General features: G+C 43.0%; 24 protein-coding genes. 2 read left to right on the top strand and 22 right to left on the bottom strand.

All coding sequences use genetic code 11. From position 1 onward, the window contains the following. Positions 1 to 78: 78 nt before the first annotated feature. From Q4486_RS09035 to thrS, 9 genes are all read right to left on the bottom strand, one after another. Entirely contained in the window at positions 79 to 1308 is a 1230-nt protein-coding gene (locus Q4486_RS09035) for an FIST signal transduction protein (RefSeq protein ID WP_303519120.1), read from the bottom strand. A 178-nt stretch (positions 1309 to 1486) separates the two neighbouring features. Next, positions 1487 to 1843 carry a MerR family transcriptional regulator gene (locus Q4486_RS09030; protein ID WP_067866303.1) on the bottom strand — a complete coding sequence of 119 codons (357 nt, stop codon included), beginning with the start codon at positions 1841 to 1843 and terminating at the stop codon, positions 1487 to 1489. Next, on the bottom strand, positions 1821 to 2126 hold the full coding sequence (gene ihfA, locus Q4486_RS09025) for an integration host factor subunit alpha (RefSeq protein ID WP_067866305.1): 306 nt from the start codon (positions 2124 to 2126) through the stop codon (positions 1821 to 1823). The genes Q4486_RS09030 and ihfA overlap by 23 nt, the downstream gene beginning before the upstream one ends. A 20-nt stretch (positions 2127 to 2146) precedes the next feature. After that, entirely contained in the window at positions 2147 to 4543 is a 2397-nt protein-coding gene (gene pheT / locus Q4486_RS09020) for a phenylalanine--tRNA ligase subunit beta (protein ID WP_303519119.1), read from the bottom strand. A gap of 46 nt (positions 4544 to 4589) precedes the next feature. Continuing rightward, positions 4590 to 5573 (bottom strand): phenylalanine--tRNA ligase subunit alpha, encoded by a 984-nt coding sequence (gene pheS, locus Q4486_RS09015; RefSeq protein WP_067866310.1) that lies wholly within the window; start codon positions 5571 to 5573, stop codon positions 4590 to 4592. Positions 5574 to 5766: 193 nt separating this feature from the next. Next, on the bottom strand, positions 5767 to 6123 hold the full coding sequence (gene rplT, locus Q4486_RS09010) for a 50S ribosomal protein L20 (RefSeq protein ID WP_067866312.1): 357 nt from the start codon (positions 6121 to 6123) through the stop codon (positions 5767 to 5769). 42 nt (positions 6124 to 6165) lie between these two features. Further along, positions 6166 to 6360: a 50S ribosomal protein L35 gene (gene rpmI, locus Q4486_RS09005; protein WP_067866314.1), complete on the bottom strand. Its 195-nt coding sequence runs from the start codon at positions 6358 to 6360 to the stop codon at positions 6166 to 6168. 106 nt (positions 6361 to 6466) lie between these two features. Beyond that, positions 6467 to 6970, bottom strand: a complete 504-nt coding sequence (infC, locus tag Q4486_RS09000) for a translation initiation factor IF-3 (protein ID WP_303415568.1) — start codon at positions 6968 to 6970, stop codon at positions 6467 to 6469. A gap of 73 nt (positions 6971 to 7043) precedes the next feature. Further along, a complete protein-coding gene (gene thrS / locus Q4486_RS08995; protein WP_303415569.1) occupies positions 7044 to 8960 on the bottom strand; it encodes a threonine--tRNA ligase in 1917 nt (638 codons plus the stop codon). 208 nt (positions 8961 to 9168) lie between these two features. Here thrS and Q4486_RS08990 point away from each other — a divergent pair, with 208 nt between their 5' ends. Then, entirely contained in the window at positions 9169 to 9984 is an 816-nt protein-coding gene (locus tag Q4486_RS08990) for a hypothetical protein (RefSeq protein ID WP_303519118.1), read from the top strand. A 154-nt stretch (positions 9985 to 10138) separates the two neighbouring features. On the opposite strand, the gene Q4486_RS08985 is transcribed toward Q4486_RS08990, so the two are convergent. The 8 genes from Q4486_RS08985 to Q4486_RS08950 all read right to left on the bottom strand — a co-directional run bounded on the left by Q4486_RS08985 (position 10139) and on the right by Q4486_RS08950 (position 16141). Next, entirely contained in the window at positions 10139 to 10333 is a 195-nt protein-coding gene (locus Q4486_RS08985; RefSeq protein ID WP_303519116.1) for a hypothetical protein, read from the bottom strand. Positions 10334 to 10467: 134 nt separating this feature from the next. Beyond that, positions 10468 to 10701 carry a hypothetical protein gene (locus tag Q4486_RS08980; protein ID WP_303519115.1) on the bottom strand — a complete coding sequence of 78 codons (234 nt, stop codon included), beginning with the start codon at positions 10699 to 10701 and terminating at the stop codon, positions 10468 to 10470. Further along, a complete protein-coding gene (locus Q4486_RS08975; protein ID WP_303519113.1) occupies positions 10694 to 10888 on the bottom strand; it encodes a hypothetical protein in 195 nt (64 codons plus the stop codon). The genes Q4486_RS08980 and Q4486_RS08975 overlap by 8 nt, the downstream gene beginning before the upstream one ends. A gap of 525 nt (positions 10889 to 11413) precedes the next feature. Beyond that, positions 11414 to 12097 (bottom strand): LUD domain-containing protein, encoded by a 684-nt coding sequence (locus Q4486_RS08970; protein WP_303519111.1) that lies wholly within the window; start codon positions 12095 to 12097, stop codon positions 11414 to 11416. 3 nt (positions 12098 to 12100) lie between these two features. Continuing rightward, on the bottom strand, positions 12101 to 13525 hold the full coding sequence (locus Q4486_RS08965) for a lactate utilization protein B (protein ID WP_303519110.1): 1425 nt from the start codon (positions 13523 to 13525) through the stop codon (positions 12101 to 12103). Continuing rightward, positions 13512 to 14345: a (Fe-S)-binding protein gene (locus Q4486_RS08960; protein WP_303519108.1), complete on the bottom strand. Its 834-nt coding sequence runs from the start codon at positions 14343 to 14345 to the stop codon at positions 13512 to 13514. The genes Q4486_RS08965 and Q4486_RS08960 overlap by 14 nt, the downstream gene beginning before the upstream one ends. Before the next feature lie 301 nt (positions 14346 to 14646). Next, positions 14647 to 15363 carry a FadR/GntR family transcriptional regulator gene (locus Q4486_RS08955; RefSeq protein WP_303415572.1) on the bottom strand — a complete coding sequence of 239 codons (717 nt, stop codon included), beginning with the start codon at positions 15361 to 15363 and terminating at the stop codon, positions 14647 to 14649. Between the two features lie 283 nt (positions 15364 to 15646). Continuing rightward, positions 15647 to 16141: an SRPBCC family protein gene (locus Q4486_RS08950; RefSeq protein ID WP_303415573.1), complete on the bottom strand. Its 495-nt coding sequence runs from the start codon at positions 16139 to 16141 to the stop codon at positions 15647 to 15649. A gap of 315 nt (positions 16142 to 16456) precedes the next feature. Here Q4486_RS08950 and Q4486_RS08945 point away from each other — a divergent pair, with 315 nt between their 5' ends. Beyond that, positions 16457 to 16666 (top strand): hypothetical protein, encoded by a 210-nt coding sequence (locus Q4486_RS08945; protein ID WP_303415574.1) that lies wholly within the window; start codon positions 16457 to 16459, stop codon positions 16664 to 16666. A gap of 34 nt (positions 16667 to 16700) precedes the next feature. Here Q4486_RS08945 and Q4486_RS08940 read toward each other — a convergent pair whose 3' ends face one another. From Q4486_RS08940 to Q4486_RS08920, 5 genes are read right to left on the bottom strand one after another with little or no spacing between them, the layout of a single operon-like run. Beyond that, complete coding sequence (locus Q4486_RS08940; RefSeq protein ID WP_303519106.1) at positions 16701 to 19058, bottom strand: DNA polymerase II; 2358 nt, start codon at positions 19056 to 19058, stop codon at positions 16701 to 16703. Positions 19059 to 19075: 17 nt separating this feature from the next. Beyond that, positions 19076 to 20080 (bottom strand): diphosphomevalonate decarboxylase, encoded by a 1005-nt coding sequence (gene mvaD / locus Q4486_RS08935; protein WP_303519105.1) that lies wholly within the window; start codon positions 20078 to 20080, stop codon positions 19076 to 19078. Beyond that, entirely contained in the window at positions 20067 to 20996 is a 930-nt protein-coding gene (mvk, locus tag Q4486_RS08930; RefSeq protein ID WP_303519103.1) for a mevalonate kinase, read from the bottom strand. Before mvk ends, mvaD begins: the two co-directional genes overlap by 14 nt. Continuing rightward, positions 20989 to 21987: a mevalonate kinase gene (locus Q4486_RS08925; RefSeq protein WP_303519102.1), complete on the bottom strand. Its 999-nt coding sequence runs from the start codon at positions 21985 to 21987 to the stop codon at positions 20989 to 20991. Before Q4486_RS08925 ends, mvk begins: the two co-directional genes overlap by 8 nt. After that, complete coding sequence (locus tag Q4486_RS08920; protein ID WP_303519101.1) at positions 21974 to 23140, bottom strand: hydroxymethylglutaryl-CoA synthase; 1167 nt, start codon at positions 23138 to 23140, stop codon at positions 21974 to 21976. Before Q4486_RS08920 ends, Q4486_RS08925 begins: the two co-directional genes overlap by 14 nt. Positions 23141 to 23154: the final 14 nt, after the last annotated feature.

Here is a 23154-nt window from a genome sequence, read left to right as displayed (position 1 = left end):
AGAACTTGAGAGCGAGCGCTCTTCAAGAGGGCGGTATATTAACTTAACCGCCTGAATCTGTGAAGAATTTTTAAGAATTTATTGTGTAATAACCTCTTCCGCTATCACCATTACAGTAGCGGTTTGATTATAGTGACCAATGGAGCCACCTTGTGTTGAGCCCTGCTCGCCAAATGTATTAAATCCAATTAAAGGCACCTCTTCTCCACAGACCTCTTGCAGCAAACTGAGGTCATCGACTTTTAGACGGCATTTAAGTTCGTGGCGCAGGATACAGTTAAAGACGATTACAGCAGCGATTTTTTTAGGGCTACCCGCATCAATAATCGCTTTTTCCAAGGTTTCTTTAAATCGCTGCTTAGCGGTTTCCGCATCGGTTTTCATCTCCCGAAGAAAAGCCCCTTTAGGGATCTCCGCATAAAAACTTACACTGCCATCTTCATGTACCTGTTGCGCACTTTTAATCGTGTATTCTGCAAACACATCGGACGACTTAATCCCAAAGGGATTTTGTATAAAGAGCTCAGGCGTGAGGGCGTCACTTTCTAGCAACTTTTCAAGCACTTCTTTTGCTGGTTTACCGTTGAGGCTTATTACTCTACGACCAGAAGACTTTGTAACTACAGCACCTTTACTGGCAGGCGTGTAAGGATGCCCCATCGCTGTACCAATTTTTAACCCACTACTAAAACTAGCAATGGCGGCAGCATCTTGATAAATCCCATTACAGATCTGATAACTTTTGCTGTCAGAGAAATCAGTAGCAGTCGATCCCCCGATAATTTGCGATACAGTTCCGGTTTCAATAATAAGGCTACGTAAAAACGCTTCCTCTTGTGCCGATGTACCATCCGGTAACACCATATTGATACAAGGCTTAATACGGGAGACTTCATTCGCCCCTTTACTATCTAGCGCAATCGCCATAAGGGACATAACTGCAGGGTTTGATAATAAATTAGAATAGGCATTGCGAATAGCATCTTTAGCGGCCTGTTCTGGCTGAGCTGTTAAGTTTTCACCTATGCCTAAACCAACGCTGAAGTAGGAGCTTTGCAGGGTAAGAATAACAACCGTACCTGTTTGGGGTTCATCCATTAAACTGGAAAACTCTCCCCAAGCACTACCACCAATAATTGGGGCATTCTCACCTACGATTGATCTTATATTTTCATACGCTTGATGAATGTCTAATGAGAAACTAACAAAACAGATTACTAGATCTGGTTTCGGTGTTTTCTCCATTGCTTGGTTCGCAGCAGTTGCTGCATCAGTCGCGTGACCTAACCCGACTCTAACAATAGCCATATCCATATCTCGTCGTTATTATTTTTGTCACATAATAGTAACTGAACAGCGAGATCTAAACCAATAGTCTAAGAAAGAAACAGTGCCAAAGAGGGAGGGTATTGAAACTATGTATGTAAAACGGTTGTTTTAATAGATCTGAATAGATAGAACTAAAGGCGTAACCAATAAAGTGTAACTAGTTACGCTTAGACGAAGCTAGGATTGCTTCCAGTTCAGTAATTGTTTGCCTTAGCAATTGTTTATATTGATTTTGATCATCTTCGTTATTCTCGCCAGATAGATACTGTTTAGCACCGCTCAAGGTATAACCTTGATCGTGTAATAAGCTTTTAATTTGGCGAATTAACAAAACATCCTGCCGTTGATAATAACGACGATTATTACGTTTTACAGGCGATATTTGGCTAAACTCTTTCTCCCAATAGCGCAGTACATGCGCTTTGAGATCACAAAGTTTAGCCACTTCACCAATAGTAAAATAACGCTTACCCGGAATAGGGTTAGGGTCGTTACTCTGCTCCGTCTCCAGCATAAGTTTCGACACGATCCTTCAGTTTTTGACCAGGTCGGAAAGTCACTACGCGGCGAGCCGCTATAGGTACCTCTTCCCCCGTTTTGGGATTGCGGCCTGGTCTTTGACGCTTATCGCGTAGATCAAAGTTACCGAAGCCGGACAATTTCACCTGCTCGTTATCAGCCAGACATGCACGGATTTCATCAAAAAACGACTCCACCATCTCTTTGGCTTCGCGTTTATTTAACCCAAGCTCTTCATTTAGGCGTTCCGCCATTTCAGCTTTTGTTAACGAACTCATGATAAATCACCTTTCGCTGCTTACTCTCGCAATGTGGCACTCAACTTAGAAGCTAGTGCTGAAACAACTGCGTCAATTGCGCTGTTTATTTCTTCGTCATTAAGAGTGCGCGAAGGATGCTGCCACGTCAAGCCCACAGCAAGACTTTTTCGTCCTGTTTCAATACCTTGGCCCTGATAAACATCGAAAAGAGTGACTTCTTTAATAAATTCACCCGCATGTTTCTCTGTAATCTGACGAATTGATTCAAATGCTACAGACTCATCAACAATTAAGGCTAAGTCACGACGAGACTCCGGAAACTTAGAAATTTCCGCGTAACGTGGCAATTTACCTTGGCATAATGCTGCCTGATTAATCTCAAACAAATAAACTGTGCCATTCAAACCCAGTTCTTTTATAAGATTTGGATGCAAAGCACCGATAAAGCCTATCCCATCACCATTACGTTCAATACGTGCAGTCTGACCTGGATGCAAAGCTATATGACGATCAGCAACAAAACTGAATTCATCCGCAGCACCACCAAGAGCTAGCAAGCTCTCCAAGTCACCTTTAATATCGAAGAAATCAACAGCATCTTTACCTGCGTTCCAGCCTTCAGGATCTCGTGGGCCAGTAATAACACCCGCGATTACATTTTCTTGGATAATTTCATCACCCGAAGTCGGTAGAAAACGCTGTCCACTTTCAAACATACGTACACGGTTTTGTTGACGGTTCTGATTGTATTGAACGGCTTTAACAAGACCGGGCCAAATGCTTGTACGCATTACAGCCATCTCAGCGGAAATTGGGTTAGCTAGCGCAATCGCTTCGTATTGATCATCAAACTTTTGCTGCAAGCCCGCTTCAATAAAACTGTAGGTAATCGCTTCTTGATAGCCTAAGGCGGTCAGAGCACGGCGCACATTGTGAATCGTTACTATGGTTTCATCATTCGCTTTGATCGGCATAGAAGCCATTGGCGTGCGTACGGGTAGGTTGTTGTAACCATAAACACGGGCTAATTCTTCAATAAGATCAACTTCGATAGCGATATCAAAACGATAAGAAGGTACAGATACGCTCCATTCGCCTTCTGTCGATGTTTTCTCAATACCTAAACCTAAGCGTGTCAAAATCTCTTCGATCTCAGTAGATGGCATCTCAAACGCCAACATACTATTCACTTTGCTTTGACGCAGAGTAACTTGACGAGCTGATGGCAGTTCATCTTGGTCAACAGTTTCAATAACTGGACCTGCTTCACCACCAACAATCTCAATCAATAAAGCGGTAGCACGGTTGATCGCTTTAGCTTGTAGCTGCCAATCTACACCCCGTTCAAAACGGTGAGATGAATCTGTATGCAAACCATAAGAACGCGCACGACCCGCAATAGTAATTGGGTTAAAAAAGGCGCTTTCTAGAAAAATATTTTTAGTCTCTGCCGTTACGCTAGTCGGCTCGCCACCCATAATGCCGGCCATAGCAACAGGCCCTTTAGCATCAGAGATAGTCAGCGTATCAGCATTAAGCTCAACCTCTTGCCCATCAAGCAGCACAAGCTTTTCACCCTGCTCTGCACGACGAACAACAATGCCGCCTTCTAACTTATCTAAGTCAAACGCATGCATCGGCTGACCTAATTCCAAAAGAATGAAGTTAGTGACATCAACGACTGGGTCGATACTACGCACACCTGAACGTTCAAGCTTCTGTTTCATCCACAATGGCGTTTCGGCCTGTGGATTAATATTACGAATCACACGGCTAACATAACGCGGGCAATCAGCACTGTCTTTTAAACCAACCGTAAATTGGTCATCAATGGTTGCAGCAACCTCAGGTGCGTCTATAAAGGTAACCGGCGCTTTATTAAGCACACCCACTTCACGTGCAAGACCCGTAATACTTAAACAGTCCCCTCGGTTAGGCGTAAGGTCAACATCAATAATATTGTCATCAAGACCTAAGTAATCACGGATACAGGTACCTACAGGCGCATCAGCCGGTAGCTCCATAATACCGCCATGGTCTTCAGAAATACCTAGCTCATCATCCGCACATAACATACCGAAAGATTCAACTTGGCGTAGTTTAGCTTTCTTAATCTTAAAAGTTTTACCATCAGGCGTTGGGAGTACAGCCCCCACTGTCGCAAAGGCTGTTTTTAAGCCTGCACGTGCATTAGGTGCACCACATACAACTTGGAACTCTTCGCTACCACTTGATACAGTACAAACCTGCAGCTTATCAGCATTAGGATGCTGTTCAGCTGTTAGAATCTCACCGACAACAACACCACTAAAATCTTTAGCTGCCGCTTCTACTTCGTCTACTTCAAGACCTGCCATTGTGACCTGATCAACAAGACCCTGCGTATCAATTGCAGGGTTTACCAGTTCACGTAACCACTTTTCACTGAATTTCATTTTGCTTTCCCGAAAATCCTGTTAATAACCACTAAACGTTTATTGATCAGTTAAACTGACCTAAGAAACGCAGGTCGTTTTCAAAGAACAAACGCAGGTCATTTACGCCATAACGTAGCATTGCCAAACGTTCCACACCCATGCCGAAAGCAAAGCCAGTGTATTCTTCAGGGTCGATACCCGATGCTTCAAATACTTTTGGATGCACCATGCCGCAACCAAGAACTTCCAACCATTTACCATCTCCACGATCAATATCCACTTCGATAGAAGGTTCTGTAAATGGGAAATAGGATGGACGGAAACGTACACGTACATCTTCTTCAAAGAATTCACGTAAAAACTGTTCTAATGTGCCTTTTAGATCAGCAAAACTAATGTTTTTATCTACAATCAAACCTTCAACCTGATGGAACATAGGTGAATGGGTTTGGTCATAATCACAACGATAAACTCGGCCTGGACAGATAATACGTAGAGGTGGCTGCTGTGTTTCCATAGTACGTACTTGCACACCTGAAGTATGTGTACGCAATAAGGTATTGGCATTAAAATAGAACGTATCATGCATCGCCCGCGCAGGATGGTGCGACGGTATATTTAGGGCTTCGAAATTGTGATAATCATCTTCAATCTCAGGCCCCTCTTCAACGCTGTAACCAATGCCAGCAAAGAACGCTTCTATACGTTCCATTGTTTTAGTTACAGGGTGTAAACCACCCAGTTCCTGACCACGACCGGGCAAGGTAACATCAATGGTTTCGTCTGCTAGTTTAGCTTCCAATGCCGCAGATTCTAACGAGGCTTTACGCTCGTTAATCTTATCTTGCAGTGCCTGTTTAGCTTCATTGATTTTGGCACCCGCCTGTGGACGCTCTTCAGCAGACAGCTTACCCAACCCTTTTAGCAGGGCTGTCAGCTCACCTTTTTTACCTAAGTACTGAACTCGTACATCGTCCAACGCTTGCGTAGTCGTTGCCTTAGCAACAGCTTCAGTACCTGCTGCCAACAGGCTTTGAATGTTTTCCATTATCCGGCTCCAATAATCAGGAGAAAAAGACCATCACCTTTATCTATATGAGAAAAGTAGGTCTCTACATAAAATCAGTTTCTTTGCGCAAATTTCATCTATAAATCTGTGCAAAAAAACCGAAAAAATAGGGGAAGAGCTTGCACCCTTCCCCTATTTAAATCGAGTCGTTCACACGACACTGGGTGCTTACTTACGCTAGAGAAGCTTTCGCTTTCTCAACGATCGCAGCAAATGCGCCAGCTTCGTGAACAGCTAGATCAGCTAGAACCTTACGGTCGATTTCTATGTTAGCCTTTTTCAGACCAGCAATGAAACGGCTGTAAGACAAACCATTGATACGTGCACCAGCATTGATACGTGCAATCCACAATGCGCGGAACTGACGTTTTCTCTGGCGACGGTCACGGTATGCATACTGACCAGCTTTAATAACAGCCTGTTTAGCAACGCGGAATACACGGCTACGAGCACCGTAATAACCTTTTGCTTTTTTCAGGATTTTTTTGTGACGACGACGGGCAACAACACCACGTTTAACGCGAGCCATAACTTTCCTTCCTTTCTAAATTCTATTAACTAAAAAAATCGTTTAAATATAAGGCAACATACGACGAACTAGAGCCTTATCAGCAGCATGAATCTGCATCATCGGGCGTAGCTGACGCTTACGCTTAGTCGATTTTTTAGTCAGAATGTGACTAGTGAAGGATTGCTTGTGCTTGAAGCCGTTAGCGGTTTTCTTAAAACGCTTAGCCGCACCACTATTAGATTTCATTTTAGGCATTACTAAAATCTCCACGCATTCGTTAATTTTTTTTCACTCAGAACAAACGACAAAACCCGCAGCTAACTTTTTAACGAGTTAGTCACGGGTTAAGGAAAGTAACGAGTTACTTTTTCTTCTTCGGAGCTAAGACCATGACCAATTGACGGCCTTCCATCTTAGGACGCTGTTCAACTACGGTTGTCTCTTCCAAATCTTTTTCGATTCGTTGGAGCAACTGCATGCCCAGTTCCTGATGAGCCATCTCACGGCCACGATAACGTAGTGTTATCTTGGCTTTATCTCCTGCTTCAAGGAAACGTACCAGGTTGCGTAGTTTTACCTGATAATCACCCTCTTCCGTATTTGGACGGAATTTTACTTCTTTAATCTGAACCTGGTGCTGTTTCTTCTTGGCTTCATTTTTTTGCTTTTTCAGCTCATATAAATGTTTGCCATAATCCATCACCTTACAGACGATAGGATCCGCTTCAGAAATCTTCACCAGATCAAGACCCGCTTCTTGAGATGCCTCAATAGCGTCTTTAATCGGTACGACGCCTATCTGCGTTCCGTCTGGACCAATCAACCTGCATTCTTTAGTTACTTTAAGCAGGTTCTCATTGATCATGGGCTCCTCTCTGCGAGCGCCCCTTTTATTATCACGCCTGATAGCTGTATCTCCTGACTATTATTTAGTCTAATTAATCCTGACGACCTTTCTTGGCGACATCGCTACCAAGAAGGTTTATAAATTCATCTTGAGACATGGAACCAAGGTCTACACCTGTTCTCGTACGTACCGCAACGGTACCTGCCTCAACTTCTTTGTCGCCTATTACAAGAAGATAAGGAACCTTCTGTAAAGTACGCTCGCGAATTTTAAAGCCGATCTTCTCATTTCTCAAGTCCGACTCGGCCCTGAATCCGTTATTTTCAAGATTTTGGACAACTTTTTCACAATATTCTGCTTGTTTGTCCGTAATATTCATCACAACTGCCTGTACAGGCGATAACCATGTCGGTAATGCACCGGCAAAGTTCTCGATCAGAATACCAATAAATCTTTCAAAAGAGCCCAAAATTGCTCGATGGAGCATGACTGGAGTCTCACGTTCGCCCTGCTCATTTACAAATTGAGCACCTAAACGACCCGGCATTGAGAAATCTACTTGAATAGTACCACACTGCCAAACACGACCAAGACAATCTTTCAAAGAAAATTCAATTTTAGGGCCATAAAAGGCACCTTCGCCTGGAAGTTCACCCCATTCAAGGCCAGCAGCATCTAATGCATCTGCCAGAGCCTTCTCGGCTTTATCCCAAACTTCGTCTGAACCTACACGCTGTTCTGGGCGTGTAGACAGTTTGTATATAACTTCGGTAAAACCAAAATCATCATATACTTCATCAAGAAATTCGATAAACCGTGCAACTTCTTCTTGAATCGAGTCTTCAGCACAAAAAATATGTGCATCATCTTGCACAAAGCCACGCACACGCATGATACCGTGTAAGGCACCTGATGGCTCATTACGGTGACAACAGCCAAACTCAGCCAAACGTAAAGGTAGATCTCGGTACGAGCGCAACCCTTGGTTAAACACTTGAACATGACAAGGGCAGTTCATTGGCTTAATTGCAAAATCGTGGTTTTCAGAGTGTGTTGTAAACATCTCTTCTGAGAACTTATCCCAGTGACCTGATTTCTCCCACAAGGAGCGTTCAACAACTTGTGGTGTTTTAATCTCGTTATAACCATGCTGGCGCTGCTTAGTGCGCATGTACTGTTCGATCTGCTGATAAAGCGTCCAACCATTTGGATGCCAAAACACCATGCCCGGTGCTTCTTCTTGCAGATGGAACATATTAAGCTGTTTACCCAGCTTACGGTGATCACGTTTTTCAGCTTCTTCTAAGCGGTGCAAGTACGCTTTAAGTGCTTTTTTATCACCCCAAGCAGTACCGTAAATGCGCTGTAGCATTTCATTATTGGAGTCGCCACGCCAGTATGCACCGGCAACCTTCATCAATTTGAATGCTTTAATATGACCCGTAGATGGCACGTGTGGGCCACGACAAAGATCAATAAAATCACCTTGAGAGTAGAATGAAAGATCTTCAGCATCCGGAACAGCCTGTAGCAGCTCTACTTTGTACTTCTCACCCATCTCATCAAACATTTTAGTCGCTTCATCACGACTCATAATTGAACGGGTAACCGGTAGATTCTGCTTTGTTAGCTCAGCCATTTTCTTTTCGATCTTTTCTAGATCTTCTGGCGTAAACGGGCGTTCGTAAGCAAAATCGTAATAGAAACCATCTTCAATAACAGGCCCGATGGTTACCTGAACACCTGGAAAAAGTGCTTGAACTGCCATTGCCATCAGATGTGCGCAAGAGTGACGAATCACTTCTAAACCTTCCTCATCACGGGAAGTTATAATCGCGAGGTCTGCATCATCTGCAATGGTAAAAGAAGTATCAACTGGCTGACCATTCACTTTACCAGCAAGGGCAGCTTTCGCTAAACCTGCACCAATATCAGCAGCAACTTCGAAAACAGTAACCGGATTAGCAAACTCTCGTTTGCTACCGTCAGGTAGGGTAATTACAGGCATGTTAAATCCTTTGATCTCAGTGGTGACCCATACGCAAGGCCACTTAGAATAATAGTTAAACTCATGTGTCGTACAAACCAAGTACGAAGTGAGTGCGCGCATTTTAGGGATTCGTTCCGTATCCTGCAAGAAGATTCAGCAATTTATAGATGCACTACATGGTTAGGTGCATAATTACTTAAAACCTGAATAAAGCTGATAAGACTAAATGAAAGACGCCCCTTCTAGTGTTACCTTCACCCACCATGCCGCGCATACGTTTTTGGAACAGTGCGCAAAAATAGGGTCTAATTTTCATCAGGAACGCTCTATAAAAATACAACCGAATACCGTCACCCATCGGCGTATCCTATTAGGCATTGAAAAAAAGCAAAAATCTGATCAAGAGTGGGCGGGACTTTTTAAACAACTCAATATGCCCGCGGAAGCCTCGGCACTCATTTACACTAAAATGGACAATGCCAACACGCTTCTTTTTGCCATCGAGGAAGGAAAAGCCACAACGCTGAAGGTCTATCTAGAGTTTTGGGACCACCTCGTCCAGCTTATACAACAAGGTAAACATGCCCATGAAGCCTTCACATTGAATCAAGGGATAAAATGGAGCCCTAACTCCCCCGAGAGCTGGGTACAAGATACCTACTGGTGCTATCCCATGTTAAAGTGTGACGAGATAATCGCGCGGCTAGATACCCTATTACCAGACCAAACAGACACCTTTGCCAGCCTTATCAGCGCTCTTTTGGCCAACAATACGCAATTTCCTGCCGAGTCTGACCTTATCTATATGGAAGTTTCAGATACAAATAGCCTTAGGCGATCTTTTGATATTAATTGTTACAAAAAAGGGTTAAAGGTCAAAGATCTATTTCCAGCAGCTATGCAATTGGCTACCAAGTGGTCTACCGCAACAGATTTTGAAAAGCACATGTTACCTTTTATGGACTACCCCTTAGGCCACGTTTCTGCTGGTGTTAATCGCGAAAAAACTCCATTCCTAACCCTATACTTTGAACTGCCTTAACGACTAAAAAAACAATAAAACACATACAGCACCATCAGCCATTGACTCAGACGTCATGACCAACAGGCGAACAGATTTTCCACGGCATTAAAGGGTGAAGCCCTATAGGTATGAGGGGGGAGTACCAACCAATAGGGCTTCGATAGATCTCGCCTTAAAAGGAGTAATCTGCAATTAAGCAAAGTGCATTAATATTTCCACCGCCGGTTTCAACACGTACGCAGGCATAACGTGCACGCAGGTTTAACCCTTCGATACCGGAGACCGCGTATTGAGCGTCAATGTTCGTTTCTCGATGCTCTTGATCAGCGCCCCCAGCCGTAAACTCACCTTCTACATGGCATGCCATAAGGTTTAAGCCAGCAATCGGCGTTTTATCATCAACACGGATCTGATATGAGCCTTAATCCTGACAATTAAAGTCAGAGTACTGAATATCATTCCAGGTCATTAGGTAGGAACCGCTCTCCTCCCCAACCAAAATCATACCCGCCCCCCAGAGGTTTGATAAGCTAACGCCAATTTAATCGCGTCCGTAATTGGGAATTGAACCACAAGGTTAGTTAACCGAGAGTCTAGATTTATTTTACTTGTATGGGCATTGCCATAGTCAGCAACGTACTGGTAAAAATCAAGCAACACGCCATTATCAAATGCATAGGATGCATTTAGATAAAACTGCTCACTCACGTCATTCGCATCACCATACTCACCCACCAAGCGCTTTAGAGGTCACCCAACGTCCTAAACCTAACGTGATACCTTCGCTAAAAGCGACATCAGCATATAACTGACCCAACTTGGCGTAGCCATTACTACCGCTGGTTAAGGTACCAATACTTTGATCATCATCGCTGCCATCGAGCTTCATGTTAGCGAAGGCAGACGCACTCCATGTGATCATATATCCGCGTATCGATATGCAGCGCTTGCGTCAATGAGGTTCGATCAGTGTTTCCATCTTTGAAATCACGGTCAAAATAGAATGTTCTTAGACTGAGGTCCGCTTCGGCTGTCACACTTGCAGTTGCTACTGAGCTAATACTTAATAAAGAAGCAGCTAAAGGTAAAACCTTCATTCCAACATAAGGTATAGTGTCAGAATCCAATATTATTAATATTAGTGGAATCTCAGATCTATTAAAGAAGACTGGTTTATTTCATTACATTACAATAATCTGTAGTGCATTATCCTGAAATCTTATTCTTTTTAGGACTTACCTTTGTTTGTTTTTTAAACAACATTTCAGAATTAAAGTAGTACATATAATCCAGCGCGCACAAAAAAACACAGGCGCCCCCCTGCCAACAACAATATCCAGACCGAGCGGCAACCCAGCACTAGCACTTAAACAAAAAAAGAGAATCTAAGGATTCTCTTTTTTAATGCGCTAAGAGCGGGAAGCTATATTCAACCTTCCCCTAACACCTACTGATCTTCAACAATAATCATATGCAAAACCTCTGGCCCATGGGCGCCTTGAATCAACACCCCTTCTATATCTGTTGTTCCACTAACACCCGAGATAAGGCACATGTTGCGCGGTGTTTCTCCCCGCTGCGCTATCTCACCTGCAATTAAGGCATAGTCATCCATATAAGGCAGTATTTTCGATTTCGGGATAACGGCAAGAAGATACAAAGGTAAAAAATTAAGAAGAATCGGCATATCCGGCCCAGAATGAACGACAAACGTACCCGTTTCCGCAATACCATACTCCGCCCAACATAGCCCAACAGTATTATCGTTTTTAATATCGACCTCTGTTGTAATACCATCCCAATTTAGTGCTTTTAATCGCTCTATCTCCTGAACCTTAAGCTCCGCAGGTAAAGCATATTTAGCTAAAAACTGATTAACAGAATCAGGTAACTGATCAAGGGAAGCAATCTTTTCGCAGCTGGTGCCTATAACTAGACCCGCTTCAATTCTCAGCGTCAATGCTTCAGCTGCATCTTCAGCTAAAAGGGCAGGACGTGCAAACTCACTTTCACCTAAGATTTCAAGCGCTTCATTCTGAATAGCCTTTACATCCGCAGTGACGGTTGGCGCAGCCGCTCTAATCGCATCAAAAATACGTTCTCGACTTATTTCATTTCGTTGTTTATTCATTATTTACGCACCATCACTTTTGGCTTTTTTCATTGCTTTATATTGCTGCATAAAGGTTTTTGATTCTGGCTCAATCAAATCACGATTACGCGTCCAACCACCCGCTAATGGCATTGATTTAATCCACCCCTGACGACTACATAACCTCATAAAGATCACGCCACAAGAGGAAATCAATTGAAATAACTTAGGCCTTTTAGCTAAAGCGGCAAAAGCTTTGACAACAAAACGGTTTGTTAACGGTTCGTACTTCTTATCCCACGACTGGGCGCGCAGTGAACGCAGTAATTTAGGTAGCGGAATATTAACCGGACAGACCTCTTCACAACGTCCATTTAAGGTACAAGCATGGGTCTGTTTATTCGCCACTTCCAAGCTATTTAAATGGGGTGTTAACACTGACCCCATCGGACCTGGGTAAACAGAGCCATAGGCATGACCGCCAATATGTTTATAAACCACGCAATGGTTCATACAAGCGCCACAACGTATACAACGCAGCATCTCTTCCATACCGTCAGCCAACATTTTGGTACGGCCATTATCGACTAAAACTATATGGCACTCTTCAGGCCCATCCGCATCATTCTGGCGCTTAGGTCCGTTATGAAAAGTAATGTACTGGGTAATTTCCCCCCCAGTCGCCGAACGGGTCAGCAATCGCAATAAAGGTACCGCATGAGCCATTGATGGTACTAATTTTTCAATACCCGCCGTCACAATATGGACCTTAGGCGGCGTAATCGTTAGCTCCGCATTACCTTCGTTAGTAACGGTACAAGATGAACCGCTATCCGCCAGTAAAAAGTTAGAACCACTGATACCAATATCTGCGGTTAAAAACTTAGTTCGAAGATCTCGACGCGCGCTGCGCACTAGATCAACAATCTCTTCAGAATAAGTAGGGTCTTTATGGTATTCGCGGAAGAGTTTAATAACATCTTCCCGACTACGGTGCATCGCAGGCCAGACAATATGTGAAGGGGGATCACCCGCCAACTGAATAATATGTTCAGCCAGATCCGTTTCAACTCGCTCTATCCCTGAGTTATCTAACGCATGGGACAAACCGATCTCTTCACCTAGCATCGATTTACTACGTGTCACTTTCTTCGCTTCATGCTGACGGCAAATATCTAAAACAATCTTTGACGCTTCTTCTGCGGTACTGGCCCAATGAATGATAGTCCCTTGTGCCAACGCATTTTTCTCGAACTCAGCCAAATAGTGATCCATATACTTAATCGTATGGTCTTTGACTTTCTGCCCCTGTTTACGGGCATTTTCAAACCCTGGGAAGTTAGCAATCGCCTCCGCACGTTTTGCTTCTGCTTTATCGGTCGTGCGCCGAATGATCATTTTCAGATCCGGCTGTGCAAGCGCATCTTTAACGTTCTGGTAGAAATTTTCCGATTTATTTGCTTGCATTTTCATCTCCCAAAATCTGTGGAGCTAAGCCTGCTAGCACTTCCGCCGTATGTAGCGCTTTTATCTCTTTATGGCCTTCTCGATTCAGCTTTCCCGCCATATTCATTAAGCAACCCATATCACCACCCAGCAGATAATCGGCTTCAGTCGCTAGAATATTTTCGGCTTTCTCCGCAACAATCTCATTAGAGATATCAGAATATTTGACACAAAAGGTTCCACCAAAGCCACAGCATTCAGAGTGACCATTCAGCGGGTTATGCTCTAACCCTTTAACATTAGCCAACATCTTTCGAGGCTGTTCATAAACATGAAGCGCTCGATAACCTGAGCAGCTATCGTGGTACGTGTACGACCCTTCAAGCTCAATACCGCTGGACTCAAATTCACAAACATCCACTAAAAATGAAAGTAGTTCATGGGTTATATCCGCCAAATGCTGTGCTCGCGCAAGCCATTCAGGTTGATCTTTAAAAACCTCAATAAAATTCTTTTTGATCATTGCAGCACATGAGCCTGAAGGCACAACAACGTAATCAAAATTCTCAAACTGTTTAATCGTCTGATAGGCTATCTGACGTGTTCCCTCATCATCACCAGAATTAAAAGCTGGCTGACCACAACATGACTGCTGCTCCGGAACCTCAACGGTACATCCTGCCTCCTCCAGTAATTTTAGAGAAGCAAAACCTACCGATGGTCGCATAGTGTTGACTAAGCAGGTGACAAATAAACCTACTTTCTTTTCAGATATATTCAGGCACTTAATCGTATTGGATTGCGCGCCCTTAACATCAGCATTAATAATTTCTTGAGACATTTACCCGCCCTTGTCAATGAAGGTGACGTTCTTTTTATTTTTGTATGAATCAACCAATAAGCAGTTTCAAGCAATGCTTGGCTAATCCACTAACCGGACCAACGTTTCGGGATAAATTATCATCGAATACAGGCCACCATTAAAACTTATGCAAGACACACTAAACCCTATTTCAAAGCAAAAATAGACAGACACACCAACTGGTCTGACCAAGAAAATTGTGACTGATTGAAGAAAGTATAATGTGAATAAGTATAGGGCAATAAAACAGTACTGAATGGGAAAAACAGGCACACCTAGATTAACCAGCGCCTTCCAACTGACTGCGTGTGTAGTTGATATGCTCTGTGGCTATTTTTTTTGCAAGCGGCGCATCTCTATTCATTAGAGCTTGATAGATCTGTGTATGCTGGGCACCAATGCGATCAGGGTATCGCCCAAATTTTTTCAGTGTGAGATCAAGTACGCCATAAATAGCATTAAAATAGCGATCATAAAAAATCTGGCTAAAGGACATTACTAAAACATTATGACTTGCTTCAGCGATCATCATATGGAAACGAAGATCTGCTTTCGCTTTAGCTAAGGTGGTCACGCCACTAGAACGCGCATGTACAATTTGGTATTCCTGCTCTATTTTTTCTAGCTGCTCATCTGTTGCTCTTAAAGCTGCATAAAATGCAGCCTCTCCTTCCAAAGCAGCCCGCATCTCCATCACTTGTAATTGAAACTCCAAGCTATGCCCTAATCCTCCCAACGGCATATCTAAATGAGGTTCAAGTAAATTGAGACAGACTGATCCTCCACCGGGGTAGGTTTTCACCATTCCTTTAAGCTCAAGATCTTGTATTGCCTCTCGAACTGTAGATCTAGAAACTTGATAAGTAGAAGCAAGTTCTCGCTGAGAAGTCAGTTTATGCCCGGGGCAAACATCGCCGTATAAGATATCTTGCTGCAGCTTTAGACTTAACTGCTGACTAAGACCCTTAACATCAGAACCTGCTTTTTTAATAGACATAATAGATGATACGAATAGCCTTATGGACGACCAGTTATCAGTTTAACATTTCTCTTAATTTTATCCTGAACTACTCTTTTTAATCGAATTAATCCGCTGCTTATAAGCTAAGCTTTGAGTTGCTCGCGATAATCAAGGAATAGTAAAGTGTGCACTTTAGGCCATATTCACGCAAACAGTGTGCGCGTGATCTCAGTGTTTTAGTATATCTAGCACATAATACACATAAAAAAAGAGCGACTCCTTTTCAGAAGCCGCTCTTTCTAAACCAGAAAACATTTAATTAGTTATAAAGTTTTTCCAGATTTCCTACACCGGCTTTAAGCACACCGCGCATCACATCTTCCGCTTCTTTATCTGATAGGCCCGCAGCATTAAAGCTTGTTTTCCAAGTCATTACAGAGCCGCCTTTGCCATTTGGCTTAACGGTGATTTGCGCTTCATAATCAGAAACAGGCAATGGAGAATCGGTGATCGCATAGCGATAAGAGTGATTTACATTATCTTCTTCTAGAAGAATTTCAGTAACTTTACCGCCATCACCTAATGTCAATACACGAGTATCACCTGTGCGATCGCTGGCAACAATACCTGGAAGCCAACGGTTCAGGCTATTAAAATCACCCACTAAAGCCCATACACCAGCGGGCTTAACATTAAGGTTTGCAGTTTCTTCGATATTAATATTACCCGCCGCAAAAGCAGTACTAGACAACATGCCTGATGCTGCAATTAATCCAATTAGAACTTTGCGAGTAACGCTTTGTTTCTGTTTCATTATCCCTGACCCTTTTAATTTTAATTTTTAGTAAAGCAAAATGAAGTTAATTTAAAGCCTAAAAAATCCAGATAAGCATGAACTGTATATTCTGGTTTTTAAATCATTCTTGAGGCTTAGTTCCAAAATAGTGTTTTCTGCCCAAAAAGTCACCCTTTGAATCGATTTCCTAAGGTTTAAACACAGTGAAACCTAAAGCAGCACTCAAGTATCTACACTTGCAGCCGACAATTTAACTACCTCTCTTTTAAACACAAAGAAGAAATTCGCAGAGGAATAACAACCTAATTTCATCATCAAGGCAAAAGGTTAGAAATGGAAATAAATGAGATCAGTAGCAGTGTAGCGGTCGCTAATGAGCATACAGTACCCACTAACCACACAATAAAATCGGCTGAGATGGCTAACAACCAAATTGAGAAAACGGGCGAACAAGTGATGCAACTATTAGAAGTCACTGCGCCAGGAAAGTTACGCACCGACCCTCTAAGCCCATTAGGTTCACTGCTTGATGTCACCGCATAAAAGCGGGCGAAAGCTACCTTTTCCGCAAAAAAGATTAAAACAATTTAATTTGCGGTGCGACTAAGTCATCAAAATCCTCACCTAAAAACTGCATAATTGCCTCAGCTACCGGCCGAATCTGTTTCTCTAGGTAATGCTGGTAATCCAATGAAGACCTCACAAACTCGACTGGTTCTGGGCCATTAACCGTTATTACATATTCGATGTAACTTCCCGAACGATACGGACTTGGCTGATCAAGCTGTTCATATTCGCGCTCAGCTTTTAAGCCTGCTTGAACGTGGGGCGGTTTATTTTTGACATATTGATCTAGGCGCTGCCTGATCCGTTTTCGATACACAAGCTTTGCATCAACCTCTCCCTGTTTCAGCTGCTCCACTATATTTTTTAAAAGTGACTTCCACTCCTGCCCTTTAAATACGCGTTCATACAAGTTCTCTTGCAACTCCCTAGCAAGCGGAGTCCAATCCGTTCGTACATTTTCCAACCCTTTAAAAACCATCCGCTCAGAACCATCAGACAGACGCTTCAATCCCGCATAACGCTTCTTTGAACCTTTTTCAGAGTGTCTTATGGTCGGCATTAAAAAGCGGCTATAGTGTGTCTCGTACTCTATCTCCAATTGAGTATCTAACTGAAAGCGCTGCTGTAAGTTTTCTCGCCACCAGCTATTTAAAAATTCAGCTAACAACTCACCTTTTTTATCTGCATTTTCAGTAGAAAAGTCATCGCCTAACCACACAAAGACAGAGTCTGTGTCGCCATAGATTACTTTGAAACCAAAATTATCCTCTATGCACTCAGCGGTTTTTGTCAGTATTTCATGTCCTCTCAGTGTAATAGAACTTGATAGCCTTTGATCATAAAACCGGCAAACATTTGAACCGAGCACGCCATAAAACGAGTTCATAATTATTTTTATGGCCTGCGAGAGTGCGGCATTTTTCGCCCGTTTAGCCTGATCTCTAGCGGCCCACAAGGTTTCAATTAACTTAGGGAGAATCGTCTTGCTACGCGAAAAAATAGCATGATTGAAACCGGGTAATAGATCTTCTGGGAGGCTATCCTCTTTTAGTCCTTCAGCTAAACCATAGGGATCTACTTTAAACGTACGAATAATACTCGGGTATAGGCTTTTAAAGTCCAGAACAAGTACATGGCTGTATAGTCCTGGGCGGGAATCCATAACATATCCACCTGGTGCACTTAGCCCTGAAACCCCCGATGCGTATTCCGGCGCAACATAGCCTTTACGATGAAGAAGGGGTAAATACTGGTTATCAAAAGCGGCCGCTGAACCTCCTACTTTATCTAAAGACAATCCAGTCAAACGGGCTCGCTCAATAAGATAATTGATCAGATCTGCTTTCTCAAAAATATCCCAAACCAACTTACAATCTTCGAGGTTATAGCGGGCTAAAGCTTCTTTATCATCACGAAAAAGCCGTTGAATTTCATCCCCTCGAACCTCGACATGGTCAATCAACTTGCCACGATCCAACATCTGACGGGAAACATTTTCTAAGGAGAAGCTTTCAAATTGGTAGGTCGCACCTTTAAGAGTGTCTATACCATCCAACACCATGCGCCCCGCCATACGGATAAATAACTTCCCTTGACCTGACTCATGTAACTGTATTGGCTGCTTATCGCGACCTAAACGTAAAGCAATATGCAATGCATCAGCTCTATTTTTAAGGACCCTAAAATCAAAACCAACAACATTCCAACCTATAAAAACATCCGGATCATATCGTTCAACTACATCAATAAAAGCGAGTAAAAGTGATTTTTCACTAGGATAGTATTTTATTTCTGCCTTATCTTCCCCTTCCCCAAGCATTAACACTAAGCGAAAGTCATCTGCATAAAAGGCTGCCGATAATATTTTATCGGCGCGCATAGTGGTTTCTAAGTCGATAGAGAGAATTCGAAAACGAGGGAATACTTCTGCAGGTTTAAGCTTAAATTGGGAGGCGCATTGCGTAATGGCAACACCACCTTGAATAAACCGCTCCATTAAAAAGCGATCAGTAAGGCGAATATCTTCCTCCATCATCACAATGCCTGACAATCGCAAAAGATCCACGATCTGCCGCATGACTTTAAGGCTACGGCAATAGAGGCCGTGCACCCCTTTATAATTAAGATCAGTTAATTCAAGCTTAACTATTCGCCAACCTGAAAAACGCATTAATATGCGTTCGACCTCTTCAACCTGCTCATCTAAGACAAAGAAAATCGTCTCTTGATTGGGAACCGTAACAGGAAAAACTTGATCTATTGTGCGAACCCAGTAGGTGAGCACAATCCCTGTAGGACCATCCTGTTGTTGACGCGTTAATATAAATCCCGTTGTCGATTCCAACGCTAACAAATCTCGATTAGACATCAGGGATCACAGATAACTTATCCAAACGGCGCAACAATATCTACGTCCATTAACTCAGGAAAAGCATCTCTTACTTGAGCTTCAGACTCACTATGGAAAATCAACTTTAAGTTGGGACCCGCATCCATAGTTAAGTAAACCTGAACACCCGATGCTCTTAATTCCCATAATCTATGCATTGCTGCAACAGACTCGGGCTGCCAATAAAGTAAGGGCGGCCAAGAACCTATCATAGTGGCATGCATAGATAAGGCATTCTGCTCCGCAGTTTGACCTAATAATTCTAGATCCCGATTCTTAATAGCCTCTTTAATCACCCTCAAATCATTGGTAGCTTGCTGCGGCCATGAGTTATAAAGTGGTGCGGATTCAACTGTGCGCTGCATACCTGAACGGGAATCTATTTTTTTCTCGCCGGTTGCAACTTTTAACAGACCAATCCTAAATCCAGGCCATTGTGCAGCTAAAGGTTCAGCACAACTATCCATACCATCTGTTCGAACACCTAAATGCCACTCAACAAAACCTTGGTAAATGGAACGAGATGCACTGCCACTCCCCATGCGAGCAAAAGCTGATAGATGTTCTTTCTTCAACCCAAAACGATAAAAGTCATTTACCGCTAAAGTCAAAGCAGCAAAGCCCGATGCAGATGATGCCAAACCTGCCGCTGTAGGAATATTATTTACAGTCCTCACAGTAATAGGCTGATCTAGATCTCGCCGAAACAGCTCAATAAACCTAATCACTTTACTGGCAAACTTACTATCTAGTTCAAGCAACTCATCGTTTAAATAAACCTGATCCTCTCCTGTGTCAGACTCATTTATTGATGTATGACTGCCCAACTCACCTAAAGAAATAGACAAAGATCCATTAATAGGTAGATTAAGCTCTACATCTCGCTTCCCCCAATATTTGCATAACGCAATATTAGTAGGTGCAAACGCCTCAGCTTTCAGGCCCGCCTCGGTTCTTTGAGGTAGGTAATTTGCAATCACATCCTTTTTAGAGATACTCAAGACTCACTCCTTGCTCTGATACTGCAACCTCTATCTGCTCATAAGGCATAGTTAGATCAGTCACCTGCCCTAAAGCTAATACGCAATCACCCAGACCAGAACCTGATATTTTGGCACCTTGTATATCAGCACTAGATCGTAAGCGATAAACCATATCTGAAATAACGCGATCAGATACGCCTAACGCATCCATTAAGCCTTGATAATGGTTCATCAGACAGCCAAAATTCTGCCAATCCTGCTCTACAACGGCTTTTTCTGCTTTCAATGTCACCTGCCCCATTAGATGATAAATCTGCTGATATATCTCAGGGTTAGCGCTACTTAATTGCTCAACTCTGCGTAACACATCTGGGGTTTTTGTCTTATAACCTGCATAGAATAGAGAGATTTCAGGACATGCGGGCAGCTTTTTAATTGAACAAGGGTTAACACTATAAGCGACAATAGAGCCGTATATGCTAGCAACTAAATCCGTACCTGAACCACGTCCATCTTGCACTTTGTGCACGACAGTTAACGCTTTTTCAAATAAGGATTTATTATCTACCTTAAGCTCAGTATAGGCGGACAAAACAGCTACAACACCTGCTGTTACCGCCGCCGAAGAGCCCAATCCCACCTTATGGGAAAACTCTGACTCAATAGTTAACCGAAAGCCATTTGGCAGTTGACTCATAAACAATTCAATCGCAGCTAACACAAAAGTTAAATTTGGGTTAGCGGTAAGCTGAGCTAAATTAGATCGGTAATGCGCTAAGGCAGAATCAATTATCACTTCAGGTTCTGACAGAGGCGTTAATTCAACAACAATATATTTATCTACAGCACAGGCCAATGCTCTCTCTCCAAAGAGCACTGAATGCTCGCCCATCAACATAATACTACCGGGTATTTTTGCACGAATTTTACGCACGATGGGCTCCCCTTAATTGTTGCTGTAATGGTGTTAACTGAATGCCGAGCTGCGCACTTAAGAGCTCAGTATTTTGTTCAGGAAAATACACTAGCACTTGCCCAGCCCCCTCACCTCGATGAGCTCCTGCACCACAAATCTTAGCTGCACCGCCTAACGCTTCAATACGCTCAATTAGCTGTGATACAGATAAAGGTACAACACCAATTTTTTGTAATAGCCGATGGTTGGATCTAATAACCGCAAGTAGCTCTGAAGGCTGATTTATATATTGCTCAAAACAATGGGTTACATCGGCAAACTGCTCCCACAGATCGACTTGGCTCGCAAACTGTTCTCTAACAGCGGAAACCGTTTCTCCCGTAGAGCAACAAGGCGTACCCGTATGAAAATAGTACCATCCCTCTCCCAACATAATGGGTAAAGGCATCACTTTGCCATCTTCGACTTTTAATGTACCACCGTAAGTCACAGCCGCAGCATCAATTGCGCTACCTCGGCCATGCTGCAAGCGCTCGCAATATTTTACTTTCTGGAAAAACACCTGCTGTTCAACAGCATCTTTTTGCATAGAAGAAGAGGATTCAAATAGTTGAAGTAAACTCGCTATGACAGCAGCCGATGACCCCATACCTGCACCGGTAGGTATCTCACTATTTATGGTTATGTTGCCAGCACCTAATCTATCCGACTGTAACACCGCATAATAAAGAAGATCATGGGGGGTCGTTAAAACATCTTGGACCGCAAGCTCACCGGACAGAAAGCGCTCAAAACGCTGATCTATATGCGCAACAAAAGTCTCCAGTTGCCCCAAAGTACGGCTATCCCGCCCTAACGCAGCGGAGGTAATAATTAACGTATCGGAATCCGATGGAGTATAGCTAGCTGTGACAAAATGGTTCACAGCTAGCGCAATGGCAGGAGCCCCATAGACAACTGAATGTTCACCACTCAGTATCAATTTCCCAGGAGCTTTAGCAGATAACATATTCTCGTTTATGACCACTGATTGCAGCTAAACGATAACGTCCTGTCGTGGACTCAGGAATATCATGGTGTCCGCCATCCCTAGGGTCGGGATAATGGTAGAGCGTGAGATACTCATCATAGGTCACTTCTCGACGCGCATCCAACATGTTTTTATGTGTCAACGTATGTAGGCATTGCTCGTAACCTGACACAACCGTGCCCGAGAAAAACTCAGCTACACAACCCGAACCATAACTAAAAAAGCCAACTTTATGGCCGGCAAGGTTTTCCTTACAGTTTTCTAGCAATGAGGTTAGGCCAATATACATTGATGCTGTATAGCTGTTACCAATCACTCGATTATAGTGCAGCGTATCTTCAACCTGCTGTTCTATTTGATCCAGTGATAAGCCAGCTTTATTCACTTTAGCTAAATGCTTATGTGCTTTCTCAGCCATTCGGCTAAAAGGCAAATGATAACAGAAGTGCGAAAAGTCATTGAATGCTAACGAACTCACTTCAACAAAGTTTTCCCAAGCATTTTTAAGCGATTTTAAATAAATTTTGGTGGAGTACTTACCATCCACTATAGCTGTAGTGCGATAGTTAGGACGCCAAAAATCCATAACATCTTCGGTATAATTTCCAACTTCAGGATCAATTTCAACTAGCCGAGGGTTAGTTGAGATAAGCATTGCTACAGCCCCACACCCTTGGGTCGCTTCACCTGAAGTATCAAGATCATAACGGGCCACATCAGACGCGATAACAAGTACTTTTTTATTGGGCTGACGAGCTACTAAAGCACATGCCATCTGAACGGCCGCGGTTGCACTGTAGCAAGCCTGCTTTAATTCAACGACACGACAATTTGAATTTAGCCCTAATAGGCGATGAACATAAACGCCAGCAGCTTTAGACTGATCGATCCCTGTTTCTGTAGCGAACAACAAGGTACCGATCGTATCTGCACCGACACGATCAATTAATGGATTGGCTGCATTTGCAGCCATAGTCACAACATCTTCATCTGGAGCGGCCATTGACATTTTTTCTTGCCAAATGCCTTGATAATACTTCCCAGACTCAATCTTTTGAACGTCTGCAAGAGTTCTCAGGTCTAAGAAATAATTAGATGTATAGAAACTAATTTCGTCAATACCAACTGACATTATGGGGTCTCGAT

The organism is Neptuniibacter sp. 2_MG-2023, assembly GCF_030547495.1.
In the GTDB taxonomy this organism is placed as follows: domain Bacteria; phylum Pseudomonadota; class Gammaproteobacteria; order Pseudomonadales; family Balneatricaceae; genus Neptuniibacter.
This window is presented reverse-complemented; position numbering and strand designations above follow the sequence as displayed.